Below are 20833 nucleotides of genomic sequence, written 5' to 3'. Positions count from 1 at the left end.
AGAATAAATGCTAGCGGAAGAATTCGCAATTAAAATAAACACAAATTAAGCTGAGTTTGCCATAGAGCTTTGATAGAATGATCGACATAGAATGATCGACATTCACAAAAGTTTTTAAAGTAGGTACTATATGCTCGCCTCAACTAGCGAATTGCTGAACACGGCTTTGAGAAATGGTTATGCGATCGGCGCTTTTAACGTCTACAACCTCGAAGGAGTAAAAGCCGTCATCAATGCGGCCGAAGCGCTGTACAGCCCTGCTATACTGCAACTTCACCCCAGCGCCCTCCAATACGGACAATCGCCTTTAGTCGCGCTGTGCATCAAAGCCGCCCGCAAATCTTTAGTGCCGATCGCAGTACACTTAGATCACAGCACCTCAGAAAAAGACATTCACCTGGGCCTAGCTGCGGGCATTAAATCAATTATGGCAGACGGTTCTTTTTTGCCATACGAACAAAACTTAATATTTAGCCGGGAAATGACTAAATTAGCCCACGCTAACGGTGCGGCAGTGGAAGCAGAAATCGGCAGAATTAGTGGCAGGGAAGACGGTTTGACAATCCATGAGAAAGCCGCAAGGATGACCGATCCCGTAGCAGCAGTAGAGTTTATCAAAGAAACTAAGGTGGATTTTTTAGCCGTAACAATTGGTAACGTTCACGGCAAATATCTAAGCGAACCGAAACTCGATTTTCCGCGTCTGGCAAAAATCCGGGATGCTGTTTCAGTGCCGTTAGTGATGCACGGTGCTAGCGGTTTGCCGGACTCAATGATTCATCAATGTATTAAATTCGGAGTATCGAAATTTAATGTGAATACAGAAGTTCGCGAAGCTTATATGGACGTGTTAAAAAGTAGCATTTCTGAGGCAAATCCGGATTTGTTGGAAATAATGGAAAAATCTATCAATGCCATGCGATGGGTCATTTCTGACAAACTGCAACTTTTCGGTTCTGTCGGTAAAGCTCATTTGCATCACTCTCCCTACGCGGATGACTTAACCGCAAAGAGTACCAGCAACAAACAAACAAGCCACAACAAATCAAGTTTTGATCAAATGTTAAAGCCTGTGTATAGTGAGGCTTTCAGTCTTCTTGTGAAGTAAAAAAACAAAAGTCCTGACTGCGAACCCGTTTTTAGTCAGGACTTCAGTCTTCTCTAACTGTTTAAAAATCGATCGGGATCGATGCCAGATTCCCGCAGCCGCCGAATTAAAGATTGCAATTGAGCTTCTGCTGACTCGGCCCGCTGACGCTGCTGTTCCGCTTCAGTCAGAATCCAATTGCCATCAATATCATACCAGCGCAACCAAAGTCGCTCGATTCCCTGAAACTCTCCTTGCCACAAACCCAAGCCCAAACTTAGATCAGCAATCCACACTCGCGACTCTGGCAATTCTAATTCTTGATAGTGTCCGCCCTTCAATTCAAACACTCGCAATTTATTAGTATAGCGACTGAAAACGGCATAAATAGGAACCCGCAAAATTTGCTCGTAAACCTCCCATTTTCTCGGCGGTTCCTCCTTCGTCTCGGCCTCCAAAACTTGCCTGTTACCCGCAGCGTTTTCCGACTGAGGTGGCAACTTTTCCTCATCGGTATTGTCGCCTAAATCTTCTTTTTATGTTCCCGGCGAAAGCAGTTCTACAATTACAAAAGGATTCACGCCTTCGGGCCAAGCAACGTAACTCATCCGCTGTTAGGAGCGATCGTAAAGTCGGGGAACTCCCACAACTGCAAACCAATCCGGTCGCTTGTGCCACAGAGTGTGATTCACGTCATAATAAAGGTTCATGTCGGTGCCGCTAAATATCTCAGAAGCTGGATAATTCCGAGGTCGAAACGTCAGACTCAACAACTGCGGCTGCAAATCGTGAAATTCGTCCCGCAAACCAGGTTCCTCCGGGTCTTCGCTGGGTAAATCATACATTGTCGGCAGCGTTTCTCTGGGCGATCGCGGCGGATCGGTTTGCGGCACAGGATATTTAAAAGGCAACATATAATATTGAGAAATGACTGCATTTATGCTAACATCATTTTAATACTTGCAGGACGAGCGCCAACACCCTGTAAAACGTTTATTTCAAACTTTTTTTCCTCTATTTGGTGAAGTAAATCTTACCTCTCAAATCTCAAATCGACTGAGCTGAAATTCTGCACTATGATCGACATTCCTCAACTGATTGCTCAAGAACTTTCCATTAATCTGTCTCAAGTCAATAATGCTCTGGAACTTTTCGCCGAGGGAGCAACTATTCCGTTTATTGCCCGCTACCGCAAAGAACGCACGGATTTGCTGAATGAAATTCAGTTGCGAGACATCTCCGATCGCTTCACGTATCTGACGGAAATTGAAGAGCGCAAAAAATCGATTTTAGAGACGATTAGCTCTCAGGGGAAACTCACGGAAGAACTGCAAGCTAAAATCGAATCGTGTTTGCAAAAGAACGAACTCGAAGACCTTTATCTGCCTTACAAACCCAAGCGGCGGACGCGAGCCACAATTGCTAGGGAAAAAGGCTTGGAACCGCTGGCGAATTTTATCAAAGGTCTGAATTTACCGACGGCTAAACCAGCAGATTTTGATGCGGAAGCATCTAAATATATTTCGGAAGAAAAGGGAGTGAAAACAGCAGAAGAAGCTCTCAAAGGTGCTGCGGATATTTTGGCGGAAGCGGTTTCGGAAAAAGCCGAATTGCGCGCTTATTTACGAGATTTTTTGATGAAAACAGGAGTTTTTGTCTCGAAAATTAAAGATGATTTCCCTGAAGGAAGCACTAAATTTGAAATGTACCGCAATTACCAAGTTGCAGCGAGAAGCGTTCAATCGCACAATATGTTAGCGCTGTTTCGGGGGGAAACGGAAGGGGTTTTAGATTTGGAACTGGCTTTTGATGAATCCGCAGTGATGGCTTATTTGGAAGCTCAGGAAATTAGAACTAGGATACCGGAAGTTAAAGAGTTTTATCGATCGACCTTGAAGGATGCCTTCAACCGACTGATGAAGACTTCGTTAATTACAGAAGTACGATCGCACAACAAAGCCGTCGCTGATATCGAGTCGATCGCCACTTTTGAAACCAACCTCCGCGAGTTGCTGCTGTCGGCGCCGGCGGGCATGAAACCCACATTGGCGATCGATCCGGGATTTCGCACGGGGTGTAAAGTTTCCGCCCTCGATGAAACCGGGCAATTTTTAGAATATCAAACAATTTTTCCTCACCAAGCAGCCGCTCAGCGACAGCAAGCTGGTAAAATTGTCAAGCATTTAATTGAAAAATATAAAATTGAATTAATCGCGATCGGCAACGGTACAGCTTCCCGGGAAACAGACGAATTTGTTTCGGAAGTTTTGGCAGAAATGGACAGGAAACCGATTAAAGTCATGGTGAATGAATCCGGTGCATCGATTTATTCCGCAAGCGAGGTGGCGATCGCCGAATTTCCAGACCTCGACATCACCGTCCGCGGTGCAGTCAGCATCGGACGGCGCTTGCAAGACCCCCTCGCCGAACTCGTGAAAATCGACCCGAAATCAATAGGAGTCGGTCAATACCAGCACGACGTTGACCAAAAATTGCTCAAAAAGAAACTCGACGAAACAGTCGAAAGCTGCGTTAATTATGTGGGAGTTGATTTAAACACAGCTTCCAAAGAACTGCTGACATTTGTGTCAGGAATGACGGCAACAGTTGCCAAAAATATCGTCAATTACCGCAACGAAAACGGCGCATTTAAAAATCGCCGTCAACTTCTGAAAGTTCCCAAACTCGGGCCAAAAGCTTTTGAACAAGCAGCCGGGTTTCTCCGCATTCGCGGCGGCGAAAACCCCCTGGACAATACAGCAGTTCATCCCGAAAGTTATCCTGTCGTGCAAGCGATCGCCAAGGATTTAGACTTGCCGCTGACAGGAATAACACAAATATCGGAAAAAATCAAGACTGTAAATATCAAGAAATATGTCACTGAAAAAGTGGGTGAACCAACACTTCGAGACATTATTTCCGAACTAGAAAAACCGGGAAGAGACCCGCGCGCCGAGTTTAAATATGCCACTTTCCAAGCAGGAATCAAAGAAATCTCCGACTTGCAAGTTGGGATGGAATTAGAAGGCATAATCACGAATGTAGCTAACTTTGGAGCCTTTGTTGATGTGGGAGTGCACCAAGATGGTTTGGTTCACGTTTCTCAATTAGCCGATCGCTTTGTAGATGACCCCAAACAGATTGTTAAAGTCGGACAAGTTGTGAAAGTGCGGGTTTTGGAGGTGAATGAGAAGTTAAAGCGGGTTAGTTTGACAATGAAGCTGCAAGAAAAACCGCAACCGCAAAATGGCAATAGCGCGAGGCTTCCGGCCCCGCGCCGTCGTTAAAACTGTGGGGGAAAGCTGAAAAAGGGCGATCGAACCGCGAAGACGCCTTCGGCGAAGCCGTTCCCGTAGGGTAGGACGCGAAGGAAGAGAACAGAAGAAGAAGCTGGTAATTGCTATTTTTTCTTGCTGGTTTTCCAAGTGCCGCCGTAGAAGTACAAAGGATTGTTTTCACTTACCGATTCCCAACATTTAAGAGATAAAAATACGAACTTGCTCAAAATGTTGGGTGCGATCGCTCTCTCTAGGTAAACTCAACTTAAAAAAACAGAGACAGTTCTTCTCAAACCGCTTTGTCCGTAAATCCTGTTAATGGCAGATACAAGGTAGTCATTACACATCAGTAACAATCAATTAGGGTGCGTCAGCTAGGATTATTTTGATTACCAACTAATAATCTAACAACTGACGCACCCCCGCAAAAAACTGTGGGTTAAATTAATACTTTCCGTGCCAATTAAAAATCTCAAACCTGACGCACGCTACCACAAGAGTAAACATTGACCATCAAGTGAAACTTGAGAAAATGCTCAGTAACCAGGTGGGTGTTGCAAGCTACCAACCACTTTGTCAATCTCAGTCGCGATCGCCAACAACTCCATTTCGCACCACCGCTTACCAACAATTTGCATTCCAATCGGTAAACCATTTTGAGTTTGTCCAATAGGAATTACCACCGCAGGATGTCCACTAAGATTAGAAGGCATGGTGTAAGCCCCGTTGGCCACTGCATAAGGATAGGATCTGCCATCAATGTCAACGGCACTCCAAGCGGGACGGTGAGTAAACGCAGTGGTTGCCGCAACTGGATAAAGCCATACATCCCACGGTTCTAATGCCTCATCTATATGGGCAGTGAAGCGATCGCGCTGTGTGAGTGCCTCGAAATATCCTTTCAAACTTGGATTCAATATCTCAGGTAGGAATCTGCTGAAATCTCCCAATTTTCGGAGTTCCTTGTCGCCTTGGGTTGCGGTGCGGAAGATTAACTCTAAACTACGACGCACGTTATATCTATCCTGCGGTTGAGCATAGATAGTAAGGTACATTGACATCCGCCCATAGAGATTCAATATTTTGGAAAGGTCAAAGTCTTTGGGAAGCCAGCGTTCGGTTTGGACACCTGCGTGAGAGAGTGTCTGGACGATCGACTCCATAGCTGCTCGAATTTCCGAAGCAACCGGAACTTCTGCCCATTCAGCCGTCCAAGCGATTTTGAGATGCTGCAAAGGCTTGCCAGAGGGTCGATCGAGCGGCATCGGCGGGACATCGGGGCGTCGCAGATCCGCGCCTGCAATTAACGAAAAACAAAGCCGGATATCTTCGATCGATCGAGCAAAACACCCAACGGTCATCATTTGCCGAATAGATAGTGGCATTCCCGGCACTTCAGGAATCTGCCCTGCTGTAGAAATACGGCGATCTGTCGGCTTTAAACCATATATGCCGCAGAAATGAGCGGGTTGACGCACCGAACCCCCGAAATCGTTGCCCAAATCTAACGGTGAAAGTCCGGCGGCGACAGCCGCGGCACTTCCTCCAGAACTGCCCCCAGGTGTGTAGTCAAGATGCCAAGGATTATTCACCCGTGGAAACAGAGAATTTGTGCTTTGATAATCGGCTGCTAGTTCCGCCATGTTGGTTTTTCCCATGATGACAGCACCTGCTGCCCGCAATCTCGCAACAGCAGTTGCATCCTGTTGAGGCACATAATCTTTGAGGGGAATATAGCCTGCTGTGGTGCGGAGTCCGGCTGTTTCAAAAATGTCTTTAATCGTGATGGGAACCCCATGCAAAGCACCCCAGTTTTCTCCTCTGGTTAGGGCTTCATCCGCAAGTTTTGCTCTAGTACGGGCATTGTCTTCATCCAGCGTACAAATGGCGTTTAATTGCGAGTTGTGTTTGGCGATTTGAGTAAGGTAAGCGTCGAGAACTTCGACGGCAGAGACTTCGCGATCGCGAATCATTCGCGCTAGCTGATGGGCAGAGGCAAACGTCAGGCTACTCATAAGCAACAAACAGGTATTTCTCGATCGAGTCAATTATATTCACTTTTAGTTAATATCGTTAACTAATATCAAAGGGCTTTGTCCCTAAATCCTGTTAATTGCACAGACATGGTAGATAAGGGAGATAAGCAACATAAGGATTTTAAGGAATTTAAGCATTTTACAATTCCACACCAAAAATAAAAATATTTATTTTAAAAGACCGTATCTTCCCCGCACGAAAAATAAAACAATTCAATAATGATTACATAACTGAGGGAAAGAGCAAGTTCTGGTCGAATAAATCCGCCTATTAAAAGCTTAGTTCTCCTCAATAAAAAAATGTGTAAATTGGAGAATCAAAAAATGTCTGTATTACATCGCATCAAATCCGGTACATCTGTTTTATTAACATTAGGAACCGTTGCCGCAACCGCAGCGCCGATGCTAGCTCCCGCGCCTTCTTTTGCTCAGACAGCTTTTTCGGATGTTAATAATAACTACTGGGCAAAAGATTTTATTCAAGATTTGTCAGAAAGAGGCATTATCAAAGGATTTCCCGATGGCAGTTTTCGCCCGGATGCACCGGTAACGCGGGCTGAATTCGCGGCAATGATCCGTTCTGTGAAAAAGGCAAAAACCCGCGCTGCTGTAAGGTTTGCCGATGTTCCGTCTAATTTTTGGGCAAGCGGGGCGATCGCCGAAGCTTACGAAATGGGATGGATGTCTGGCTATCCCGGCAATGTTTTCAGGCCGACACAGCAGATTCCTCGCGTTCAAGTTGTAGTCGCTTTAAATAACGGCATGGGCTATGAGCCTAAGTGCGATTTTCAAGATGTTCTCAGCTACTATAATGATGCGGGTGAGATTCAAAGTTATGCTGTTAAAAGCGTTGCTGCTGCTACTGAAAAACAGTTGGTTGTCAGCTATCCCAGTCCTAAATCTCTCAAACCCAACAAGTCAGCAACGCGAGCTGAAGTAGCTGCTTTTATCTATCAAACATTAGTGAGTACCAATCAAGCAAGAGCAATTAATTCTCCTTACATTGCTAAGATTGATGTTAGCGAGTCGGTTGCTGTGCAAATTCCTAGGGGGGTGACTATCCCCATTGAGTACACAAAAGGCAAGATTTTGCTCGGCCCCAATGACAAGTCTCCGATTACGCTGACTGTAGCTTCGGATATCACGGGTAATAATGGCCAAGTGGTGATACCGGAAGGCTCGAAAATTAGCGGCGAATTGCGATCGACTGCTTCGGGCGTTCAGTTTGTGGCTCAAGAATTAAGTATACTCAACGGCAGCAGAGTGCCTCTCAATGCCACTTCGCAAGTGATTACTAGGAAAGAAACTGTTACCAAGGGCGTTAATGTTGGTAATCTGGTTAAGAATACGGCGTTGGGTGCAGCAGCAGCGGCGGCGATCGCAGGTGTTACGGGCGATCGGGCGATCGCGACTGAAGAGGTGCTCGGCGGTGCGGGAATTGGGACTTTGATCGGAGTATTTTTGGGTCGAGATAAAGTCGATTTGTATGCTGTTAATCCTGACACCGATTTAGATTTGCTTCTGAATTCCGATTTGGTAGTTGGTACTGCCAGCACAGACATTTGTAGCGCTCGATAGAGCCAATACTTGGAAATTTCCTCAAACCCCTCGCCTTGCAGGAGAGGGGCTTTAATTTGTGTATTTCACTTCCCTACAAGTGCATCTAATCAAATAATTAGCCAGGGATTTTTTTAGTGTGAATTTCTACGGACATCCCAAACTGTCTCGGGTAGACACTCCCGTCACGGGATTGACACCATCTGCTTTCTCGCACAGGATACTCACTTGATAAGCGTCGATAATCGCGTCAGTAAAATCAGCCCCGGAAATTGCAGCATCAAAAAACCGAGTTCGAGTCATGATTGCCTCGGAAAAATTAGCATTCGTCAAATTAGCGCCGTCGAATGTAACTCTATCTGCCAAAGCACCGGAGAGGTTAGCACCTGACAAGTTGGCATTCAGCAAAACTCCCTTAGTCAAAATTGCATTAGTTAAATCAGCACCTTGAAAATTTGTTCCCCGCATTTCAGCAGCGACAAATGTTCCCCCCGCTAAATCCGAGTTTGAAAAATCGCGATCGGACAAATTAATATTTGTGTAATTAATACTTGTTTTCGGCAGGGCAAATGCCGGAGTAGCACTCAGCAGCACCCACGCACAAGCCAACACTAAACTTAAAACCAGGCTCAGAACAATTCGGAAAACACTTTTCATGATGAGGGGAATGGGGAATTGGGCATAGTTGACTGTTGACTGTTACCTGTTGACGCTTAACTGCTGACTAATGACTAATGACTAATTAAAATCGCTTTACCCAATCTTCGCCGACGCGAAGCGTCAAGTCAGAATTGATTTCACCGGTAGAAGAGGCTTCAATTTTACCGCCGCCTAGCTCTTTTCGCAGTAAATTCGCTGCCTCTAAATCTCCTTGCTGAACAATAATTTGACTTTGACGCTGCTTCTCCGGCGAATCCTGCACTACAGATACATTAAAAAAGCCCTTTTTTGTGAGAAAGTCAGCAACATTTTTTGCGGTTGTCGCTTTGTTAGAAGCATTTTGGACAGCTATTTTGAGGTTTTTGGGCAAAACGGACTCGGTTGGGTTGCGAAATCGTCCTTGTGCAAAATCCGGCACGCCCGGGTTTAAATATTGTGTCATAATGCGATCGAGCCCCATCGCATCTACAATCCAATAACTCCTCAAATCGGCTTGTTCTGAACTAGAACTTCCCGGCAACATTACCATTTTAAAATTCTCTCGATCCAATTGCAAACCGAAATTTGCCAGCGTCAATATTTCCTCATAATTTAGGTTTGTATCCACATATTTTTGCATCAATCGCACAATTTGTGGCAAGCGCACCAATACTGATGGACTTGCGAGGCGATCGCGAATAGCTTGAATTAAAGATTGCTGCCGCTGAATGCGGCCGATATCTCCTAAACCGTCGTTGCGAAATCTAGCAAATTGTTCTGCTTGTTCTCCGTTGACAGTTTGCCATCCCTTAGCTAAGTTTATTTTTAACTTTTGGGCGGTATCTGTATAGGACATTGGTCGAGGTACAAATACCTCTACTCCGCCTAACAAATCCACTAATTCCCGAAACGCACTGCTGCTGACTCGCACGTATCGTTCAATTTTCGTATTGTTCAGCATACTGCTAACCAATCGCGTCGCCAAAGCAGCTCCTCCTCTAGCATTGGCTTCGCTAATTTTGCTGAAGCTAATTCCGGGAACTTCGACTTTAGTATCTCGTGGAACTGAAAGCAAACTAATAGATTTATCTCTAGGATCGAGGTGTAATAAGAGTATTGTATCGCTGCGACCGTTAAATATCTTAGGGCCATTGGCTGCAGCTTCCGGCACGCGGTCAATTCCCAATATCAAGATATTAACGGGCCGCGATAGGCGGTATCCAGAGCGGTTGGAGGATAGATAGTCAAAGCCAGTCGCCTCTAATACTCTATTGATAATTGGCGGTTCCACGGGAGCTAACAGGGCAGTAATTGCCCCCATAGTGGCCGAGATGGCGGCTGTGAAAACCAAGAAAAATAGCCCCACTATATACAGGAAGAATTTAGGCTTTTTTCGAGATGTTTTATCGACTCGTTCAACAAAGTTTCTTTTAAAAATTGACAAGTTTTTCATTGACTTGCTGTTGGTTATTGCAGTTTTTCAGCTTTGCAGTAAAACTTGGGCGGTGCTTCGGGAAAGTATTTGAACATAGCCGGACACAGCCAGCCTTCGAGATTTTTCGATTCCCACCGATACCAGTTACCGCCGTATTCTGCTTTCAACCACAGCATTTCTGCTTGATATCCGGGAAATGGATTGGCTGAAAATAAAAGTCGGAAACCTTGAGCGGCATTGGGAATGTCTGCGACAAGCGCGTTAATCATTTCGGGGACGCCCTGAACAAATGGTTCTCGGACAAGTCCGACTCGCTCGTCGTCAAAAACCCAGGTGTACTGTTCGCGATAGGGGTAAATTACCATCATGGCATTGGACATGGTATTCGCCTCTTTTCATTTCCTTATGTTTTGTTTGCAAAAATGCAAGTGTGGATACATTATATTCTGTTGCGCGGAAGTTGTGCGCTATCCGCTTTGACCAGCCTGTTTTAACTTAGGAATTTTTCCGGGTTATTTAAAAATTTTATTCGGTTTGGGTGGATGGGCGAAGTTGAGGGCGATGGGGTTTTAGAGCAATTTTTTTTGAGTATTTTTTGTGAGGTAAAAAGTAGCAAAATTAAATAGGAATAAAGGTGATTAATTGCAGGATTTTTCCTCTTATTTTGCTTATTTATATAACCCTTACTACGTTTATAGTAAGGAGGAATAGTCTGTCTTCTCCCAAACTATGAGAACCGACACCCTAACTACAAACTTATAACTGTTTGTAGCTGGGTGTGATGTTTCTTTTGGGGAAGCTCCAGCTCAAATTCTCGTCAGCTCAACCAGCGCCTTAGCTAAATATTGATACTGCGGCAAAGTATTGTATAACTGAGCCGAAATTCTCACCAACTGCTTACTAGCATTCGGCCAAGGAATCACCGGAACTTCTATTTTAAAAATCTCCCACAGCGCCTCTTGCAAAGGTGGAATTCCTCCCTTTGCAACCTCATCAGACTGGCCGTCTGCCAGAGGCACAACAGCCATCGAACCCACCATTTCATCAGGACAAGGCAGCGGCAAATCTAATTTGTCCGCCAATATTTTTCTCCCCGCCAATGCTAAAGCATGATTCTTTGCCCTCAATTCCGGCCAGCCGCCGCTCAACAAAGAACCCATAAAATCAATAGCTACAGGTACGCACAAATAGGGGCTAGGATCGACTGTCCCCATCCAGTCAAATTCTAATTGAAAGCGCGATTTATCAGCGCGCGGCGAGTTAGCACCGTGACTGATCGTAGTTGGGCGAATTGCATCTTGCTTGTCGCGCCGCACGTATAAAAAGCCCGCACCTTTGGGCGCACACAGCCATTTATGGCAATTTCCCGTATAGTAAGCCGCGCCAATTTCATCTAAATTCAGTGCTACCATTCCCGGCGCATGAGCTCCGTCTACCAATACATCCACGCCACGGTTAGCTAACGCGCCCACTAACTGTTTGATGGGAAAAATTAAACCTGTTTGGCTAACAACGTGGTCTAATAAAGCTAACTTTGTTTGCGGTGAAACGCACTTAATTATTGCTTCAATAATTTGGTCGGGTGATTCAATTGGAAAGGGGACTTCTGCTACTATTACTTTAGCGCCTGTACGCTCGGCTACAAAATTAAGTGTATTGCGGCAAGCGTTGTATTCCTGATTTGTAGTTAGCAATTCGTCGCCCGGAGAAAAACAGAGCGATCGCAAAACAGCATTTACTCCCGTCGTGGCATTCGGCACAAAAGCCAAGTCATCCTCAGCCGCACCGAGAAATGCTGCTAACTGATTTCTCGCATTATCCAACAAGGGTTCAAATTCCCGCAGAAGGAAGCGCAATGGTTCTCTTTCCAGTTGTTCTCGAAAAATGGTTTGCGCTTCGAGTACGGGAATGGGACAGGCCCCAAAAGAGCCGTGATTGAGGAAAGTTATATTGCGATCAAGCAACCAATATTGGTTAATCATTAGTAATTAGTAATTAGTAATTAGTCATTAGTCATTAGTCATTAGTCATTAGTCAACTGTCAACCGTTAACCATTTTACCTTTTAATTGCTCAAACTCTTCTAATGTATTGCAATTGGATAACATTACTGCTTCTGGTTCCCCTACAGGTAGAGGTATTGAGGAGATTTGATTTAACCACACTTGAAAGGAACGTCCCCCTTTGTCAATAAAACTTTGCAAGCTGGGCAGAGATTGTTGGCGGTAGAAGCCACACAAAGGCTCCCAGCGCGAATTTTGATAAGGCACAACTGCTAAAGTTGATGGGGAAAATTCTGTTAACTGACTTGCCCAATTCTGAATAATCTGGGCATCCAACAAAGGCAAATCGCAAGCTAACAGTAAAATCCACTCGGCGGCAATTTCTGTCAATCCCTGAGTCAATGCAACCAAGGGCCCGGAGCCCGGATTGTACTCTACCAGAAATTGGGATGTTTCGGTTAAGGTCGATCGATAGCGATCGGGCCAAGCAGTCAGAACATAAACTTCGGGGGTTACAACTGCGGCCACTTCCAACGCCCGCTGCAATAGGGATTTGCCCTCAATTTCCAGTAGAGCTTTATCCTTACCCATCCGCGAACTTTGACCGCCTGCAAGCACAATTACAGCAATTTTATGATTAGTCATTAGTCAGTAGTCAGTAGTCAGCAGTCAGTAGTCAGTAGTCATCGCAAGAATTACCTGTTTTGAACAGGCAAGATGCCTGTTCCACAATAATTATTGGAGATGTCTGGTAGTCAGTAGTCAGTAGTTAACAGTCAACAGTCAACTCAAAACACTAACGGCTTGGCTAACTTCCTCAAGTTTTTGCACCACTTGACCGCGACTTAATAAAGTTTCGGCCTCAATCAAACCCGAGTTTATATCCAAACAAACTCCGCTGCGCCACAGATAAAATCCGCCGTTCCAGATAGCGGACTGCATCAATTCCGAGGGTTTTCCCAGCAACACTTCCTGCATTTGTTTGAATAACTCTGGGGCTGATTCAAAGGCAGGATTTGTGTTGCTAAAACCGTAATCTCCGTGAGCTAAAAGCACTCGTTCAAACTCAGCGTCCGGCTTAGCAATGCCGATAATCGCAGTACGATCGCGCGGCAAATCGCAGCTTCCCTCCAATCCTTTGACTGTGGTATAATTTTTGATTCCCCGCAACTCAAAGGCTTTTTGAAACATACCTTCTGTGGGCGGGTGGACGTAGCCGGAGATGACGTTAACGTCGCCGGCACAGGGACACCACATCAACTCCATTGTCGAAAAAGGTGGCCGTTTACCAATTTCGCGGCGGTAGGGAACTAAAGCGGTGGCTTGAGGAAAATGCTTGGGAAGGTAAACAAAACCCAAACCTGTATTGTCAAAAACTTGCTGGACTTTTTCTAAACTGAGTTTTCCCCAATTCACTCCCAAACCACGCCAAATTTCAATCAGGGGAATGCCTTCTTTCGTTGGCATGGTATCCCCCCCGTGCATGAGAGTTGGGACGCCAGAGGCGGCTAAAATTAGGGCTGTTAAAGGGCTAATTGGAGCCGTGCGCGATCGCCCGTCGTAAGCAACGCCAAACACGGCGACGGTTGAGACGGAAAAACCTTTTTCTCGGTTTGGGGGGGCAAGCATAGGCCCCAATTCTTCATAAGCATCGAGCATTCCGGCTAATTCTTCGCCGGTGGGCCGTTTAATGCGGTGGGAAATCATAAAAGCTCCGATTTGAGCTGGTGTTGCTTCCCCCAGCAGCATCATCCGCGTGGCTGCTGCTGCTTCGGAGCGAGTTAAGTTTTCTCCTGTGTGTACTCCGCTGCCAATTTTTCGCAGCAGTTCTCTAAATGCGTCACTCATAACTTTTGAAGTTAGTAATGGGTAGTTGGTAGTTAGTAATTGGTAGTTAGTAATTGGTAATATTTGAATCCGTTTAAATTTAAACTTCCCAAAATTCAATTCAAAATTATCGAATTAACTCCCTGATTTTTCTAGCTTGATTAAATCAAATGGCGGCACAAATTCGCGTACCAGATTCCAGAAATGGGCGATCGGCGGAATTTGCATTCGATCGTGAGTTGTCACCAACACCACTTCGCGAGTCCAAGTGGGATCTGCTGCCAATTGACCGATCGTCGAAACCTTGGAATTTGACCGATCTTGGGCGATCGACCGAATAGCTAAAGTGCGATCGCCCTTCGCCTCCAGCAAAGCTGAATGCGGCAGCAAAGCAATCAACTCTCCCTGTCGCACCACACCCCGAAAAGCATCAAGAGTGTTGAGTTCCAAAACAGCATGAAGTTTAGCACCGATGCGTCCAAATTGTTCTTGCACCATCCGCTGCATTCCGTACCCGTCCTTAAACACCACTTGCGGGTAACAAATCAATTCCGGCCAAGGTACTCGTTCGTACTGAGCCAGGGGATGACCCGCCGCCATCAACACCTCGATCGGCTCATTGTAGAGCACCTCAACCAACATTTCCGGGGCTTGAGTAAAATGGCGGTTGTTCATCACCACCGCTATGTCCACCAAACCGTCTTTGAGGACTTTCAGAGCTCGATCGCTTCCGAGGGAAGTCACCCGCAACTGCACGTCTGGATAGTCGCGGCAAAACTTTTGCAGCACAGGCGGCAAATAAGCAGCGCAAACCGAGTGAATCGCAGCCACGCAAAGTTCCGGCTGCTTTCCCGCCCGTAAGTCTCCCAATTCTTCAGCAGCATTTTGCCAAGTCTGACAGATTTTGCGAGCGTGAGGTAGCAGGCATTCCCCTCCCACAGTCAGTTTCGCGTGGGCCGTGCGGTGAAACAGCGACAAACCCACTTCCGCTTCTAATCCCTGCACTTGGCGGCTAATAGTCGATTGGGTAACGCCACACTTCCGGGCCGCTTGCTGAAAGCTACCAGTTTCAGCAACTGAAAGAAATGCTTGAAGCTGCTCTAAGCGCATGGAGGTTTAATTCGAGATGGTTTCAGAAATTTGACTGGAAGATAATCTGTGACATTAACCGATTTAGTAGCAGAATTTAGTAGACTTTGATACAGGTACAGATTAGTTTTCATTCCGAGGCGAGAGGCGGGGATGGTTCGCTCCAAGTATGAATCTGCTCCGGCAGGATTTCTGAGCCTCGAAGTAGAGGTCGATTCTCCTATGTTGAAGGGATTTCTGAATCTGCAAAGTTATCAAAAAATAGATTCAATAAAGATGAATTTATCGAATATTGCCAGCTTCTAGCTAAACCGTGTCAATGAACGGCACTCTAGTAATCCCTTCATCCCGTGCGCTCAATTGCTTTGTTTTTCCGTAAGTTGTGAATTCAAAATATAGCATTGAATTTCGTACCTCCTGGGGAATTATAGTACCTCACTCTCCCTTAACCTCTCAATAAATTTACGAATATTTCAGGCAGGTTAAAGCCTGCTGTGAACTTTCCTCCCCGGACTAAAGTCACTCTTGTTTTATGTTTTTTTGTGTATAAACTAGAAATTAGCGGTTCAGCAACACAAGTGCAACTAGGATCGATCGCACAGGAAAGCCGAAATGCTGCCATTTATTAAGATTATGTCATTTAACCACAATTTTATTCCCCAAGATGGCTGTTGCCAGTGGCAACCCCAGTTGATGGGACTGCACGCGGTCAGCGATTTGTTAATTGCCTTGGCTTATTATTCAATTCCAGCAATTCTGACATACTATGCCCGGAAGCAGCGGGACGTGCCTTTGAGCAAGGGGTTTCTGCTATTGGGAGCCTGGTTTTTCTGCGGCGGGACAACTCACTTGATGCAAGTTTGGATGCTGGTGCATCCCAGCTACTGGCTGTCAAGTTCGATCGCCGCCGTTACCGCTATCATCTGTTTGTGGGCTGTAGCGTCCCTGATACCCTGGGTTCCTCAAGTGTTGGCTTTGGCTGGGGCGGCCTCTTTACCAGCAAATACGGCGCTGGAAACTGAAAAGGTCGATCAACTGCAAGCCAACTCTGCTATTACAAATTCCGTCCCCTCCCTCACAACCGAACTCCAGCAAATTAACCAGCAATTGCTTGCAGAAATAACACAGCGCGAGCGAGTCGAGGACCTCCTGCTTGACACTGTAGACAAGTTGCAAGAAAGCGAAGAACGCTTCCGCGTTTTTCAGGAATTATCTCTAGACGGATTTAACGTATTCCGCAGCATCCGCGACGAATCCACAATTGTGGATTTTGAATGGGAATACGTCAATCCCGCAGCGGCAAAAATGCAACACCGTACCCCTGAAGAATTAACGGGCAAGCGATTGCTGCAAGTGCTGCCTGGTCATAAAGATAACAATTTGTTCGACCGTTACGTGCAAGTTGTAGAAACAGGAATTCCCCTCGATACCGAGATTTATTACAACAACGAAGGCATTGTCGCCTGGTTTCGGATTATGACCGTTAAATTGGGCGACGGCATTGCTATTTCTTTTAGCGATATTACTGGGCGTAAGCAAGTAGAAGCATCCCTGCGCGAGGCGCTACAAAAACTCACTTCTCATTTTGAAAATACGCCCCTAGCGGTGATTGAGTGGGATGAAAATTTTCGTCTCAGCGGGTGGTCGCCGGCTGCACAGAAGATTTTCGGGTGGGAAAAAATAGAAGTTTTAGGCAAGCATTTTAGCGAATGGAACTTTATTTCTAAGGGCGATTTGGAAGAGGTAGAATCGGCAATTTATAGTTTAAAAAAACCCGAAAATCGCTGCAATGTAGTTCGCAACAGCAATTATAATAAGTGGGGTTCGTTGGTACACTGCGAATGGTACAATTCGGCTTTTTACAGCGATTCGGGACAGTTGGTATCGGTGCTGTCTCTGGTTTTGGACGTGACGGAACGTTTTAAATTTCTGGAAGTGCTGCGACAGTCTGAAGAGCGGTTTCGGATTGCTGCAGAAAGTGCCAGCGATTTGATTTACGAATGGGATATCGAAACCGGGATCGTGCTGTGGTTCGGTCACGTAGACGAACATTTGGAGTACGCAAAAGGCGGATTTCCGAGGACAAGAGCAGCTTGGAACAGTATCTTGCACCCGATCGACCGCGATCGAGTTTTGGCCGCAGTCGATCAGTATTTGAGTGCGCCAGACAGTTCTGCCGCCCCATTTTTTCAGGAATACCGCGTTCAGTGCCAGCGGGGCCGCTTGCTCCACTGGATCGATCGGGGCAAAGCAGTGCTTGACAAACAAGGCAATCCCTACAAATGGATCGGCGTGATTAGCGACATCACCGCTCGCAAAGAGGCCGAAGAACAGCGGAATTGGGCATTGGCGCGGGAACAGGCCGCCCGTCGCCAAGCCGAAGCCAGCGAACAGTTGTACCGCGTCCTCGCTGAAGCCATCCCACAAATAGTTTGGACTGCCAAAGCCGACGGCTGGCTCGACTACTACAACCAGCGCTGGTTTGAATATACTGGCTTGACCCTGGAGGAAACTCAAGGCTGGGGGTGGCAGCTAGCCCTGCATCCAGATGACGTGGAAAATTCCGTAGAAAGCTGGAAGACCTCGGTGGAGACAGGGAAGACTTACGAGGTGGAATACCGTTTTAAACGGGCATCTGACGGATCTTATCGCTGGCATCTGGGCAGGGCATTGCCCGTGCGGGACGCTGACGGGAAAATTCTCAAATGGTTCGGGACTTGTACTGATATTGACGATCGCCAGCGATCGGCCCAAACAGCCTATTTTAACGCTCAAGCTTTGGCTTTGCTGTCGTCGGCTTCCCTGGATTACGAGAAGGCGCTGCAAGGTTTGGCAGATTTAACAGTACCGGAGCTGGGGGATTGGTGCTGTGTGCATTTGCTTGATGCCGACGGCTCGATCCGCTTGCAAGCAGTTGCTCACTCAGATCCGAGCAAAGTCGCTCTGCTGCGGCAAATCGATCGGCGTATGCCACTAGACCCCCAGGGAAGGCACGGAGTAGCAAAGGTGCTGCGGACTGGTGAGTCGAAGCTCTACCCAGAAATACCGGAATGGGTGATCGAAGCGGTTGTGCCGGACAAGGAACTGCAGTTGGTGCTGCGATCCCAATCCCAAGTGCTGTCGGCAATCTGCGTGCCGCTGATCGCTCGCGGGCGGACGCTGGGAGCGATTTCGTTGCTGTGCGGGGAGTCGGGCCGCCGCTGCGGGCAGGAGGATTTGGTTTTGCTGGAGGATTTGGCGCGGGATGCCGCGGTGGCGATCGACAATGCGCGGCTTTACCGGGAAGCAGCGGAGGCTAACCGGATTAAAGACCAGTTCTTGGGAACGCTTTCTCACGAGTTGCGGACGCCTCTGAACGCCATTTTGGGCTGGGCGCAGATGCTGCGGCAGCGCCAGATGAGTGCCGAAAAAACGGCTGTCGGTTTGGAGACTATTGAGCGAAACGCGCGGTTGCAGACTCAGATGATTGAGGATTTGCTCGACGTTTCCCGGATTGTGAGCGGCAAAGTCTGTTTGAAGCTGTTCCCGGTGGATTTGGTGCGGATTGTAGAAACGGCGGTGAAGGCGCTGAGCCTTGATGCTGAAGCTAGGGGAATTGAATTGGTGAGTTTTTGTGCAGAAGGGGTGAGCTTGGTGAGGGGCGATGCTACTCGTTTGCAGCAGGTGGTATGGAATTTGCTCTCGAATGCTATTAAGTTTACGCCGCCATCGGGTCGCGTGGAAATCACGCTCTCGGAGGAGGGGGAACCGGGAGCAGCGGGTGGCGCTATGTTGTCTGGGCCGTCTCCGGTTCACTCTGTTTTGATCGTTGTCAGCGATACGGGAATTGGCATCAGCAAGGAGTTTTTGCCCTTTGTGTTCGATCGCTTCCGCCAAGCTGACAGCACTTCTACGCGCAATTACGGCGGGCTGGGACTGGGATTGGCGATCGTCCGCCATCTCGTGGAACTCCACGGCGGCAGTGTCTGGGCCGAAAGTCCTGGGGAAGGACTCGGCTCGACTTTCGGAGTGCGGCTCCCAATTTAGTCAGTTGTCAGTTAACAGTTAACTATTGTTATTGGTTACTGGTTATTCGTTACTTTATTGATACCAGGACTCTGCTATTGAGCGTAAGATTCATTGGTAAACTAGTAATGGCTGTGCGGTTCGTTTTTAGGACTTACTCCATTCACGACTAAGCCCAGAACGTGCTGGCTTGATTTCTTCAATAGCTCCTTCGCAAAAGCCACAGTACCAGAATTAAGAACTCCAGGCCGCACAACCAATAAAATCCCATCTGCTTTATTCCCGAGAATCAGAGCCTCAGCAGCAACATTCAGAGCAGGAGCATCAATAATCACTGCATCATAAGTAGCCGAAAATTGCTTAATCAATAAAGTGAGTCGCTATAATCAGCTTCGGCTTATTGAAGTTTTCTTTCTAGTTCCCGCTTTTCCTTCTCTAGCTTCGGCAAAACTTTTACCCGCTGCTTGTAGCCAGCTAGAGCATTTGATAGAATAGTAACTCGCTCAGCCAAACCCTGGCGTTCTACATCTACCTTGATAAATTATTCGATCAGTTTTTGTTTCACGTCTCCTATCTGTAAACTTTGATTTGGCAACGGCTGTTGACCACCTAAAACTTGTTGTATTTGTTGGTAGAGTAAATTTTTTATGGTAGCTTTTTTAGTTTCTAACCTAGTTATTATAGGAGAGTCTTCTAAAAAGGACTTAAGCTATAGCAATCCTAAATCATTATCAAGACTATGATACAATTATATGCAATACTCGATCGTGAATAAAAAGATGAATAACTTACAACTGCAAGAAAAAGATATGGAAAAAGAAATAGCCCAATTAGAAGATTTCATTAAAAGCGATATCGATGCAAGAGAACTCAAACGAGCAATAGCTGTAAGGATGGCGCTTTCAGGTAATATCTACCATGAAATCAGCAAAATATTAGGTGTAAGTAAATTTTTTATTGGTTATTGGAAAAAACAATTTAAAACCCAAGGCATCGCCGGAATCAAACTAGGACATAAAGGGTCAAAAGGGTATTTAACAGCTCGACAAAATACGGAAGTAATCGAGTGGTTAAAGAATAAAGAATATTGGAATTTAGATGAGTTGGTTACTTATTTAGCTCAAGAGTTTGGTGTGATGTATAAATCAAAACAGAGTTATTATGAACTTTTCGACCGGGCGAAAATAAGTTGGAAAAAAACTCAAAAAGCTAATCCTAAATTTGATAAAGAACTGGTAAAAAAAAAGACGGAAGAGATTAACGATATTTTATTTAAAAACAAGGCTGGTATAGAGTCTGGGGAAATAATAGTATTGTTTTTAGATGAATGTCATCTACTTCATGGTGATCTAACTGGTTATGTTTGGGGTCAATCTAAAATCAGAATTGAAGTCCCAATTACCAATGAAAAAGATAGACAAACTTATTTTGGCGCCCTCAATTATCAAAGCAAAGAATTCCATATTCAGAGCCATCCATCTGGTGATGGAGAATCCACAGTTAAATTCATAAAATACTTACAAAATAAATATCAAAATCGCAAGATAATCTTGATTTGGGATGGAGCTAGTTATCATAAATATGGAGAATTTAGAGACTTTTTATTAGAACTAAATGGTGACAAAGAACCTGAGAATTGGTCAATTACTTGTATGTTATTTGCTCCCAATGCTCCCCAACAGAATCCCGTTGAAGATATTTGGCTACAAGCTAAAAACTTTTTAAGAAAGTATTGGTATTTATGTAGATCTTTTAAGATTGTCAAGTTTTTGTTTGAGTTTTTTACTAACGAACATAAATTTGATTTCCCCAAAATACGTCAATATACTTACACAGAGAAAATAATTTAGGATTGCTCTAGATAGAGAAAATCATTTA

Annotated in this window: 14 protein-coding genes and 1 pseudogene; 5 read left to right on the top strand and 10 right to left on the bottom strand. The window is 45.8% G+C overall.

From position 1 onward, the window contains the following. Positions 1-130 precede the first annotated feature (130 nt). On the top strand, positions 131-1108 hold the full coding sequence (locus QUA25_RS06420; RefSeq protein ID WP_333036440.1) for a class II fructose-bisphosphate aldolase: 978 nt from the start codon (positions 131-133) through the stop codon (positions 1106-1108). Positions 1109-1161: 53 nt separating this feature from the next. Here the strand turns inward: QUA25_RS06420 and QUA25_RS06415 are convergent. Beyond that, a pseudogene (locus QUA25_RS06415) lies at positions 1162-2001 on the bottom strand (Uma2 family endonuclease). A gap of 162 nt (positions 2002-2163) precedes the next feature. Between QUA25_RS06415 and QUA25_RS06410 the strand changes: the two are divergent. Next, entirely contained in the window at positions 2164-4374 is a 2211-nt protein-coding gene (locus tag QUA25_RS06410; RefSeq protein WP_333036439.1) for a Tex family protein, read from the top strand. A 527-nt stretch (positions 4375-4901) separates the two neighbouring features. Here QUA25_RS06410 and QUA25_RS06405 read toward each other — a convergent pair. Further along, positions 4902-6380 carry an amidase gene (locus QUA25_RS06405; RefSeq protein WP_333036438.1) on the bottom strand — a complete coding sequence of 493 codons (1479 nt, stop codon included), beginning with the start codon at positions 6378-6380 and terminating at the stop codon, positions 4902-4904. Between the two features lie 345 nt (positions 6381-6725). Here QUA25_RS06405 and QUA25_RS06400 point away from each other — a divergent pair, with 345 nt between their 5' ends. Beyond that, the gene (locus QUA25_RS06400) at positions 6726-7979 is read left to right on the top strand and encodes an S-layer homology domain-containing protein (RefSeq protein ID WP_333036436.1); all 1254 of its coding nucleotides are present in this window, start codon (positions 6726-6728) and stop codon (positions 7977-7979) included. 126 nt (positions 7980-8105) lie between these two features. Here QUA25_RS06400 and QUA25_RS06395 read toward each other — a convergent pair whose 3' ends face one another. The 7 genes from QUA25_RS06395 to QUA25_RS06365 form a co-directional block, all read right to left on the bottom strand. Further along, complete coding sequence (locus tag QUA25_RS06395) at positions 8106-8615, bottom strand: pentapeptide repeat-containing protein (RefSeq protein WP_333036435.1); 510 nt, start codon at positions 8613-8615, stop codon at positions 8106-8108. Positions 8616-8700: 85 nt separating this feature from the next. Continuing rightward, positions 8701-9918 carry an LCP family protein gene (locus tag QUA25_RS06390; protein ID WP_333036434.1) on the bottom strand — a complete coding sequence of 406 codons (1218 nt, stop codon included), beginning with the start codon at positions 9916-9918 and terminating at the stop codon, positions 8701-8703. 146 nt (positions 9919-10064) lie between these two features. Continuing rightward, positions 10065-10412, bottom strand: coding sequence for a DUF6717 family protein (locus tag QUA25_RS06385; RefSeq protein WP_015175132.1), 348 nt, complete (start codon positions 10410-10412; stop codon positions 10065-10067). Between the two features lie 426 nt (positions 10413-10838). Then, the gene (locus tag QUA25_RS06380) at positions 10839-12014 is read right to left on the bottom strand and encodes an aminotransferase class V-fold PLP-dependent enzyme (RefSeq protein WP_333036432.1); all 1176 of its coding nucleotides are present in this window, start codon (positions 12012-12014) and stop codon (positions 10839-10841) included. A gap of 59 nt (positions 12015-12073) precedes the next feature. Further along, positions 12074-12679 (bottom strand): molybdenum cofactor guanylyltransferase, encoded by a 606-nt coding sequence (locus tag QUA25_RS06375; protein WP_333036430.1) that lies wholly within the window; start codon positions 12677-12679, stop codon positions 12074-12076. Positions 12680-12817: 138 nt separating this feature from the next. Beyond that, complete coding sequence (locus tag QUA25_RS06370; protein ID WP_333036429.1) at positions 12818-13882, bottom strand: anthranilate phosphoribosyltransferase family protein; 1065 nt, start codon at positions 13880-13882, stop codon at positions 12818-12820. 114 nt (positions 13883-13996) lie between these two features. Further along, positions 13997-14971 carry a LysR family transcriptional regulator gene (locus QUA25_RS06365; RefSeq protein WP_333036428.1) on the bottom strand — a complete coding sequence of 325 codons (975 nt, stop codon included), beginning with the start codon at positions 14969-14971 and terminating at the stop codon, positions 13997-13999. Between the two features lie 591 nt (positions 14972-15562). Between QUA25_RS06365 and QUA25_RS06360 the strand changes: the two genes are divergently transcribed. Further along, entirely contained in the window at positions 15563-18976 is a 3414-nt protein-coding gene (locus tag QUA25_RS06360; protein ID WP_333119651.1) for a PAS domain S-box protein, read from the top strand. A 101-nt stretch (positions 18977-19077) separates the two neighbouring features. Here QUA25_RS06360 and QUA25_RS06355 read toward each other — a convergent pair whose 3' ends face one another. Continuing rightward, positions 19078-19323, bottom strand: coding sequence for a hypothetical protein (locus QUA25_RS06355; protein ID WP_333036426.1), 246 nt, complete (start codon positions 19321-19323; stop codon positions 19078-19080). 411 nt (positions 19324-19734) lie between these two features. Between QUA25_RS06355 and QUA25_RS06350 the strand changes: the two genes are divergently transcribed. After that, positions 19735-20805, top strand: a complete 1071-nt coding sequence (locus QUA25_RS06350; RefSeq protein WP_333036425.1) for an IS630 family transposase — start codon at positions 19735-19737, stop codon at positions 20803-20805. The last annotated feature ends 28 nt before the right edge of the window (positions 20806-20833 follow it).

The sequence above is a fragment of the Microcoleus sp. Pol17C6 genome, assembly GCF_036701145.1.
Classification (GTDB): Bacteria; Cyanobacteriota; Cyanobacteriia; order Cyanobacteriales; family Microcoleaceae; genus Microcoleus.
Note: the sequence above shows the minus strand (reverse complement) of the source record. Positions and strands in the feature narration are given on the sequence as shown.

What these genes read in the sequence shown, in the direction of transcription:
- QUA25_RS06420 (WP_333036440.1), top strand. Translation starts at nt 131, where the DNA reads ATGCTCGCCTCAACTAGCGAATTGCTGAACACGGCTTTGAGAAATGGT.
- QUA25_RS06410 (WP_333036439.1), top strand. Translation starts at nt 2,164, where the DNA reads ATGATCGACATTCCTCAACTGATTGCTCAAGAACTTTCCATTAATCTG.
- QUA25_RS06405 (WP_333036438.1), bottom strand. Translation starts at nt 6,380, where the DNA reads ATGAGTAGCCTGACGTTTGCCTCTGCCCATCAGCTAGCGCGAATGATT.
- QUA25_RS06400 (WP_333036436.1), top strand. Translation starts at nt 6,726, where the DNA reads ATGTCTGTATTACATCGCATCAAATCCGGTACATCTGTTTTATTAACA.
- QUA25_RS06395 (WP_333036435.1), bottom strand. Translation starts at nt 8,615, where the DNA reads ATGAAAAGTGTTTTCCGAATTGTTCTGAGCCTGGTTTTAAGTTTAGTG.
- QUA25_RS06390 (WP_333036434.1), bottom strand. Translation starts at nt 9,918, where the DNA reads ATGGGGGCAATTACTGCCCTGTTAGCTCCCGTGGAACCGCCAATTATC.
- QUA25_RS06385 (WP_015175132.1), bottom strand. Translation starts at nt 10,412, where the DNA reads ATGTCCAATGCCATGATGGTAATTTACCCCTATCGCGAACAGTACACC.
- QUA25_RS06380 (WP_333036432.1), bottom strand. Translation starts at nt 12,014, where the DNA reads ATGATTAACCAATATTGGTTGCTTGATCGCAATATAACTTTCCTCAAT.
- QUA25_RS06375 (WP_333036430.1), bottom strand. Translation starts at nt 12,679, where the DNA reads ATGACTAATCATAAAATTGCTGTAATTGTGCTTGCAGGCGGTCAAAGT.
- QUA25_RS06370 (WP_333036429.1), bottom strand. Translation starts at nt 13,882, where the DNA reads ATGAGTGACGCATTTAGAGAACTGCTGCGAAAAATTGGCAGCGGAGTA.
- QUA25_RS06365 (WP_333036428.1), bottom strand. Translation starts at nt 14,971, where the DNA reads ATGCGCTTAGAGCAGCTTCAAGCATTTCTTTCAGTTGCTGAAACTGGT.
- QUA25_RS06360 (WP_333119651.1), top strand. Translation starts at nt 15,563, where the DNA reads ATGCTGCCATTTATTAAGATTATGTCATTTAACCACAATTTTATTCCC.
- QUA25_RS06350 (WP_333036425.1), top strand. Translation starts at nt 19,735, where the DNA reads ATGAATAACTTACAACTGCAAGAAAAAGATATGGAAAAAGAAATAGCC.